This is a genomic window from Serratia sp. 506_PEND (assembly GCF_001076875.1).
Classification (GTDB): domain Bacteria; phylum Pseudomonadota; class Gammaproteobacteria; order Enterobacterales; family Enterobacteriaceae; genus Serratia; species Serratia marcescens.
On record NZ_JVEL01000623.1, the window covers coordinates 19828 to 28106 of the forward strand.

The following is an 8279-nucleotide window of genomic DNA, read 5'->3' on the forward strand; positions in this document are numbered from 1 at the left end:
ACCCCCACCTGCAGCCACAGCAGATTTACGGCTGCGCCTACGCAGAAAGCTTGACGATGGTCGCAGGGATCCCCTGACGCACCGCCGCACCGGTCACCCAATCCAGCCAGGTATTCGGCACTTCGCGCGTCGGATCGGCAAAGCCCAAATCGTTGAGGTTGATGCCGGCGGCAATGCGCTCATCCATCGCCAGCGGTTCACCGTCCAGGTAGTGCTGGCTGGCCCCCATCTCCCGGTGGCCGTAGCCGTGTTCCACCGCGATCACGCCGGGCATCACGCCCATCAGTAAACTGATCTGCGCCTCGCGGCTGCCGCCCGGCGTGCTGATGCGCACCCGGTCGCCATGTTGAATGCCGAAACGCGCTCCGTCCGCCGGGTTCAGCGCCACCAGGTTCACCGGCTTCACGTCGTGCAGGCGCCGGATCACCGCGGTGGAGCTGCTCATCACGTTGGATTTGAAGGACATCAGGCGCAGTGGCCACTGCCGCTCAGGGTAGAGCGCTTCCACCGCGCGGCCGTCCGACAAACGCGCCGGATAGCAGGTGGGGCAGCCGCTGAAACGCTCGCCGGTGATCGCATGCCGGTGCTTCGCCACTTCCGCATTCCAGATCTGCAGCGGTTTCTCCCAGCGGTTGCCCACGCTGCCGTCGCGGCGGCCGCTGTCATGATCCGCGAATCGGCCGCCGCGGCTGTAAATAAACGCCACGCGGTCGATTTCATCGGCGCGCAGCGTCTGCGCAAGCTGCGGCAACAAGCGATCGACGCCGCTCAGCGTCAGTTCGTCCGCCCTCGCGGCCGGCACCGGCGCCTTGCCGGCAAACGCCACGTTGGCGGCGGCGCGCAGATAATAATCCTCGGCGCGGTTGAGCGGCAGCAGCCCGCCCTGACCGTCGCCGATAGCGCGATCGCCGAACCCCGGCAGCGCCAGGCGTTTAGCGACGGCGATGCAAAACGCCTCCATGGAAATCGGCTGCCCTTGCGCCGTTTTCGCGGTCGCCGGCGTCACTATCGGCCAGCGCGCGGTAGTGGCCTTGCTGGCGACGCCGCCCCAGGGGGCGCTGAACCCCCAGCTCTCAAAATTATGGGTGTCCGGGACGATATAGTCGGCCAGCGCCGTCGTTTCGTTGATAAACGCATCGATGGCGATAAACAGCGGCAAACGCGCCGGATCTTTCAATCGTTCCTCCGCCACGCTACGCAACCCGGCGATACCGTACAAGGGGTTGGTCATGTTCGAGATCCAGGCTTTCAGCCCGTACGGATACCCCGCCAACGCCGATGTCAGCAGCTCGGTCAGTTGCCCGGCGACGAACGGATACCAGGGCGCCCTGGCCGGCCAGGGGGAAACGCCCGCCGCCACTTTTTCGCGGTACTCGTCGGAGGTTTCATAGGCGGCCTTGCTGCGCGCGATATTCAGCCCCTTCGGTTTTACCAGGCCGGGAAACTCGACCAGGTTATAGCGCGGCCCCTCGGCGAAGCCATTGAATTTACCGCCACCAACGAACACGCCCCCCGCCAGGCTCAGGTTGCCGATCAGCACGTTAAGCATCATCACCGACCAGGTATTGTAAAACCCGTTTGCCGCCATCATCCCGCCATGGGCGATCACCGCCGCCTTGCGCCCGTGGGCGGTAAAAGCCTCGGCCAGCGCCGCGATGCGTGCCACCGGCACGCCGCATTGCCGGCTGTACGCCTCCGGCGACAGCTTGTCGGCGGCCTCTTTCAAACACTGGAAGCCGCTTTTCACCCCCACCTGCGCGCCGTCGTGCAGCGTCACCGTACGGCTTACCCACAGCTCGGCGCTGTCGCACGTCTCGGCCGCCACCAGCTCACCCGCGCCGTTGACCACCAGCGGCGACGCCGACCCGGCGCCGTTCAGATCGGCCAGCGTCAAATGCTGCCCCGCGCGCGGATGCTCGTTCTCGGCGATCACCAGATGCGTGGCGTTGGTCCAGCTCTTCTCGCCGGCGCGTTGCATGGCGGCCTCCGACGGGATGGCGAGATAAGCGGCCTGATAACGCCGGTGGTCGAGGATCCAACGGATCATCGCCATCGCCAGCGCCGAGTCGGTACCCGGCAATATCGGGATCCAATGGCCATGATCGTCCGCCAACGTGGTGGTCAGCGGCAGCGCCGGCGCCACCACCGCATAACGGAACTCGCTGCGCAATCTGGCGCTGGCCAGTTGCCGAGCCTGGCGCTTGAACGGGTTGCCGGACTGCGCCGGCGAAGTCCCCATAAACAGCGCGAATTCGACCTGTTCCCAGTCGGGTTTTACGTGCGGATTTTTGTCCAGATCGTTCATCAGCGCACCGGAACCGGCACGGTAGGCCAGCCCGCAGTAAGCGCCGTGCGCGCCGAAGTTTTTGCTGCCGAAACTGTTCTGGGCGAAACGCCGCAGGAAGCCGTCGCGCCCATCGTCACCGGCGTTGGTCACCAGCAGCTGATTGGCTTTCGGCCCCAGCCCCGGCTGTCGGGCATCGATCGGCGTCTCCAGATCGCGGATCGCCCGCAGGCCCTCCACATGCCCCTCGCCGAACAGATCGCCGCCTTCCACCACTTCAGCGATCAACTGCTCAAAGCTGATGCGCTGCCACTTGCCCTCGCCGCGTTTGCCGACGCGCTTCATCGGCTCCAGCACGCGCAGCGGGCTGTAAAGCCCCTCCAGCAACGTGGCGCCGCGCGCGCAGGCGGTGGAACGGGCGTCGAGGCCGCTTTCGCCGCCCAGCTGCGCCAACGCGTCCTGCAGCGGCAAGGCCGAGTCGACGTGCCGTTCCTGAGACAGCGGATGATACGGGTTGCCGGCAATGCGCAATACCCGGTCGGTCTGCCTGTCCACCCGCACCCGCACGCCGCATTGCGTCCAGCAACCGAAACATTGGGTCATCGAGATGGCCTGCTGCGGATTGCCTTGCCACTCCGGCCTTGCCCGTCCTTCGAGCGGCAGGGAGTTGCCGTTGATACGATCCAGAGTCACCCGCCCTGAAGTGCCGTGAATCAAGCCGTCGATCGCCCGTTTGGCAACCTCGCGATAGCTCAGGCCAAAGGCGGACAATCCGCCGAAGGCCAGGCCCACTTTCAACCACTGACGCCGGGTGAGTTTAGCCATGTTGTTTTCTCCGCAGTAAAAACGCCTGTGCTTCACGCACCATGATCATTAACGCCAGCCACAACCCGAAAGTGCCGACGATCGCCAGCAAACCGTCGGTGCCGAGCGGCAGGCTATAAGGGGAGTTAGACGCGTTGTATTTCGGGATGGTTTGTACCTCGATCAACAGCGTCCAGCGCATCAGCCAGCTCAGCCCCAGTGCGCCGGCCGCCAGCAGCGGCGCGCCGCCGCGCGGCAAGCGCCGATAGCCGATCCAGGCGGCGCAGGCCAGCGTCAGCCCCCACAGCGCAATCCATCCCGCGGCATACCGGCGCGCCATCGCCTGCGTCTGCAGCCAGTGGCGTACCGCCGCGCCGGATAACGTATCGCCGCATCCCCACAGCAGGATCGCCCCGCCAAGCAGCAGTAACGTCAGCAGCATCCCGCGCGCCAGCGGCGCTTGCAGATCAGGCCGTTCGCGCAATGTCAGCAGCAGCAAAGCCAAGAGCGCCTGCAGCGCGCTGAGGAACATCACGATCGGAAATCCGTAGCTGAACCAGATTGGGCGGGCGCGCACGATGGAAACCTCTCGCCCGGTGTACAACAGCAGGCCGATAGCCACCAGCGCGCAGGCGGGCGCTATCCCACGCAGCAGCGCAACCGGTCTGCCCGTCAGCCGCGTAAATTCAATCGCGATAAACCACAGGCCGATCAGCAGGGTAAACAGCGGCAAGAACAGCGCGCCCCACGGCATCCACGACCAGGGCGTCGGGTAGGCGTAGAAATGCCAAAAGCGAGCGGTTTGATGCAGGTCGGCGGTCAACGCCAGCGGCGCGGTGATGGCGCACGTCAGCCCGATAAACAGCGCCGCGCGCTCCAGGCGTGCGGCGTTGTCCCCACCGCGCCAGCGCCACACGCAGGCCAGCAGCGCGGCGCAGGCGGCGATGCCGATAAAGAAGAAATATTGCACGGCCCACGGCAGCCAGCTCACCGCCTGCGGCTGGCTCAGCACTTCTGCGATCATCAGTTGGCGGCTCATCGTCCCTCCCCCCATAAGGCGACCTGCGCCCGCCCCGGCAGCGGCGTGACAAAGGCGTCATCCAGCCCCAGATAAAACACGTGGGGCGCGGTTTGGTTCTCCGGCTTGAGGACGTTGATCTCGGCCTCGTGGCGCCGCAGCAGCTTGCTCAGCGTGCTGTGCGGATCGCGCATATCGCCGATGATCCGCGCCCCACCCACGCACGACTCCACGCACGCCGGCAGCAATCCCGCTTCCAGCCGGTGCGCGCAGAAGGTGCATTTGTCCGCCGTTTGGGTGGCGTGATTGATAAAACGGGCATCGTACGGGCAGGCCTGCACGCAATAGGCGCAACCCACGCAGCGTTTGTTGTCGACCACCACGATCCCGTCCTCGCGCTGGAAGGTGGCCTGTACCGGGCATACCGGCACGCAGGGCGGGTTGTCGCAGTGGTTGCACAGCCTGGGCAGCAGCACGTTGGTCGCGACGGATTCGCCTTCGAGGCTGACCTGGTACTGGTTTACCGTGGTGCGGAACTCACCGTGCGGCGTCTGGTTTTCAATGGCGCAGCTCACGGTACAAGCCTGGCACCCTACGCAGCGCCGCAGATCGATCAGCATCGCGTAACGGCGGCTCGCATCCCCCTCGCGCCGCGTCGGCGTTAACGTCAGCCCGGCCTCCGCCACGGGGATCAGCGAAGCCCCCGCCGTCAACACGCCCAGCCGCTGTAAAAACTGCCGTTTACCGAAATCCATGCGCCTCTCCCACGTCCTGGGCATCACCCCGATCACGCTATTGATGCCCGTTAGATGAATAAACAATGTCGATGATTTACAGTGTAAAAATGACATTGGGCTCAGCTCTATTGTGGTTAACCACATACCGAACCTAACGTTGATCTAAAACAAGTGACGGCAGGTAGATTGCCCATCAGGAGGGGCTGTGAGGGTCGTGTTATTACTGCTGTTCAGTCTCGGCTGGGGTATGGCGGCACAGGCGGGAGAGTGGTCGGTCGGCGTGCTGGCGATGCGCGGCGATGCGGCGACCGCGCGTGACTGGCAGCCGCTGATCGACAGTCTCAACGGCAGCGTCGGCGGTGAACGCTTCCGCCTGCAGCCGCTCGATCTGGCGCAGATGCGCGAAGCGGTCAATCGGGGCAGCGTGCAGTTCGTGGTCACTAATCCGGCGCAGTTCGTGCAGTTGAACAGCCACTATCATCTGCGCTGGCTGGCGTCGTTACACGCCGCCAACGGCGATCGGGCAACGGGCAACATCATCGGCAGCGTGATTTTGGTGCGGCGCGACAGCGGCATTACGACGCCGCAGGCGCTGATGGGCAAAACGGTGGGCGCCATCGATCCGCAGGCCTTCGGCGGCTATCTGACCGGTTATAAGGCGCTCAGCGAAGCCGGCATACGGCCCGAGCGCGATTTTCACCTGCGCTTTACCGGTTTCCCTGCCGATGCCCTGCTCTATCTGCTGCGCGAGCGAGCCATTCAGGCCGCCATCGTTCCCGTCTGTCTGCTGGAGAAAATGGATCGGGAAGGCCTGATCAACCCGGCGGATTTTCGCCCGCTGTTGCAACGGCCCACATCGGTTCCCTGCGTCACCAGCACGCCGCTTTACCCCAACTGGTCGTTCGCCGCCCTGCCCGGTGTGGATAACTCTCTGGTGGATGCGGTGGCAAAAGCCTTGCTGACCGCCCCACCGCAATCTCCCTTCCTGTGGGGCGCCCCGGCCTCGACCAGCGAGGTGGAAGCCTTGCTGCGCGCCGTCAACCAACACCCGGAACAGCGGCGGCTGTGGCTGGATATCAAGAGCTGGCTGATCCAGCATCAGACGGCCGTCGGCCTGTCGCTGGCGATGCTGGCGCTGTTGATCGTCAACCATATCTGGATCGCGCTGCTGGTACGCCGGCGCGGGCGGCAGTTGCTTCATGCCGGAGAGCAACTGCGGCGACAGGAGCAGGCGCTGGAGAATGCCAGACAGCTGAACGTATTGGGGGAAATGGCCTCCGGCTTCGCACACGAGCTCAATCAACCGCTGGCGGCTATTCGCCACTATGCGCAGGGGTGCCTGATCCAACTGCGCAAAACGGACGCCGGGCACCCGCTGCTGACGCCGCTGGAAAATATCGACCGGCAGGCGCAGCGCGGCGGCGAGACGATTCATAACCTGCGCCAGTGGGTCCAGTCCCCCAGCGAGAAGGGAGACAGAGCGAGCTGGCGCCCCATCGCGGTGAGCGAAACCGCCGAGCGGGTGTGGACACTGCTGCGCCTGACGCCGCGCTATCCCGACCTGACGTTGTTCAACAATGTGCCACCTTCGCTGACGCTAACCCTGCCGCCGGCGCTGCTGGAACAGCTGCTGGCGAACCTGCTGCTGAATGCGGCGCAGGCCGGGGCCAACGCCGTCTGGCTTTCCGCCGACGAGCGCGAACGGGCGATCGAGTTGCATCTGCAGGACAACGCGGGTGGGATGAGTGCGGCCGGGCTGGAACAGGCTTTTCGTCCCTTCAACACCACCAAAGCCGGCGGCATGGGGCTGGGGTTGGCCATTTGCCGGCGCCTGGCCCGCTATGGCGGCGGCGAGATCCTGCTGGCTAACCGCCTCGCCCCCGACAGCCGCAAGGGGCTGTGCGTAACCCTGCATTTCATATTGAATGATGAGGAAAACCATGTCGCTAATTCATCTGGTGGATGATGACGTCGCCGTCACCGACGCCTGCCATTTTTTGCTGACCAGCCTCGGCCACGACGTGCAATGCTGGAATGACAGCGCCGGCTTTTTGGCGCAGGCCGATCTGTTTCAGACCGGGATCGTCTTGCTGGACATGCGGATGCCGATACTCGATGGGCATCAGGCCTACGCTGAGCTGCGCCTCCGTGGCAGCACGCTGGCGGTGGTGTTCCTGTCCGGCCATGGCGACGTGCCGATGGCGGTGGAGCAGATGAAGTACGGCGCGGTGGATTTCCTGCAAAAACCGATCGCCGCTGAACCGCTGATCGCCGCCCTCGAACGGGCGCAGCAAGTCTCGGCCAAAGCCTGGCGACGCCATGAAACTTGCGGCCGTTACCGCACGCTCACGCCGAAAGAACGCGACATCGCGCAGTTGGTGGTGCGAGGCATGATGAACAGAGAAATGGCGGAACGGTTGAATATCGCCCTGCGCACCGTAGAGGTTCACCGGGCGAAAGTGATGGAGAAAATGCAGGCCGCCAGCCTGGCGGACTTGGTGATTCAGCTGCAGGTTTTACCGCACGCCGCGCAAGAATGATCGCATCAGGCAAAATTCCGCGCGCCCTCTTGCCAACCGGTCTTCCTCAGGCCAGAATACTGTACATTAAATCAGTGTTTACAGGTGAGTCATGTTTGTAGAATTGGTGTACGACAAACGCAACGTCGCTGGGCTGCCCAACGCCGCCGAGATTATTCGCAACGAGCTGGAAAAACGCGTGCATGCGCTGTTTCCGGAAGCTGACGTGCGCGTAAAACCGATGCAGGCCAACGGCCTGAACTCCGACGCCAGCAAAAGCGATCGTGAGAAGCTGAACCGAATGTTGGAAGAGATGTTCGAAGAAGCGGATCAGTGGCTGGTCACTGATATTTGACGGGCAGCAACGCTATTGACTCCCACTCAGCGGGAACCTTGCCGGGCAGAACGGGCAGCGTGTTTGCCCGAGCCTCTCGGTGATAATGCCGGCGCCGATGCAATAGGCGGCCAATAACCTACTGCACCGGCATTTTACCTGGCATCCACTTTATTTATGAAACCGCGTTGGTTTCCGATGACACGTCATCGTTTGATACCAGCGCGTCCGGCGGCAACACTTCCACCTCTTCACGCGCCGGCATGGCGAGGCGCAGATCGATCCAGCGCCCTTCAGGAATATCCATCGCTTCGCCGGCCACGACCGTCGCGGTATCGATGTCAAAACGGCGTTTGCTGATTTTCACCGTAATAACGCCGTCGCTGTCGGTGGCGGTTTCTACAAAGCACAGGCGGTTGCCGTTCACGTCCTGCGGTACTTCGATGGTCCAGCCCTCCTCCGCAAAACCTAACGCGCCAGTGACTTTGTAAACGCCAGTGGATACCCGCTCTGCGGTCACCCCTTCCGCTTCACGATTAACTGCAATGCAACCTGACAGCATAAACCCACCATCAAGATAATC

The 8279-nt window shown here is 63.5% G+C and carries 6 protein-coding genes and 1 pseudogene; 3 read left to right on the plus strand and 4 right to left on the minus strand.

Annotation, left to right across the window (positions count from 1 at the left end):
- Positions 1-37: 37 nt before the first annotated feature.
- Genes ttrA through ttrB form a run of 3 tightly spaced genes read right to left on the minus strand, consistent with a single transcriptional unit; the run spans position 38 to position 4861 of the window.
- Positions 38-3109, minus strand: a complete 3072-nt coding sequence (ttrA, locus tag ADK28_RS28505) for a tetrathionate reductase subunit TtrA (RefSeq protein ID WP_048797351.1) — start codon at positions 3107-3109, stop codon at positions 38-40.
- Positions 3102-4127, minus strand: a complete 1026-nt coding sequence (ttrC, locus tag ADK28_RS28510; protein WP_048797352.1) for a tetrathionate reductase subunit TtrC — start codon at positions 4125-4127, stop codon at positions 3102-3104. Before ttrC ends, ttrA begins: the two co-directional genes overlap by 8 nt.
- Positions 4124-4861: a tetrathionate reductase subunit TtrB gene (gene ttrB / locus ADK28_RS28515; RefSeq protein WP_048797353.1), complete on the minus strand. Its 738-nt coding sequence runs from the start codon at positions 4859-4861 to the stop codon at positions 4124-4126. Before ttrB ends, ttrC begins: the two co-directional genes overlap by 4 nt.
- A gap of 229 nt (positions 4862-5090) precedes the next feature.
- Here ttrB and ttrS point away from each other — a divergent pair, with 229 nt between their 5' ends.
- The 3 genes from ttrS to ADK28_RS28530 all read left to right on the plus strand — a co-directional run bounded on the left by ttrS (position 5091) and on the right by ADK28_RS28530 (position 7717).
- A complete protein-coding gene (gene ttrS / locus ADK28_RS28520) occupies positions 5091-6809 on the plus strand; it encodes a tetrathionate respiration histidine kinase TtrS (protein ID WP_239686291.1) in 1719 nt (572 codons plus the stop codon).
- On the plus strand, positions 6784-7383 hold the full coding sequence (gene ttrR, locus ADK28_RS28525) for a tetrathionate respiration response regulator TtrR (RefSeq protein WP_048797354.1): 600 nt from the start codon (positions 6784-6786) through the stop codon (positions 7381-7383). Before ttrS ends, ttrR begins: the two co-directional genes overlap by 26 nt.
- A 91-nt stretch (positions 7384-7474) precedes the next feature.
- The gene (locus ADK28_RS28530) at positions 7475-7717 is read left to right on the plus strand and encodes a DinI family protein (protein ID WP_004935803.1); all 243 of its coding nucleotides are present in this window, start codon (positions 7475-7477) and stop codon (positions 7715-7717) included.
- A gap of 154 nt (positions 7718-7871) precedes the next feature.
- On the opposite strand, the pseudogene ADK28_RS28535 reads toward ADK28_RS28530, so the two are convergent.
- Positions 7872-8279: pseudogene (locus tag ADK28_RS28535) on the minus strand (phage tail protein); the annotation flags it as partial.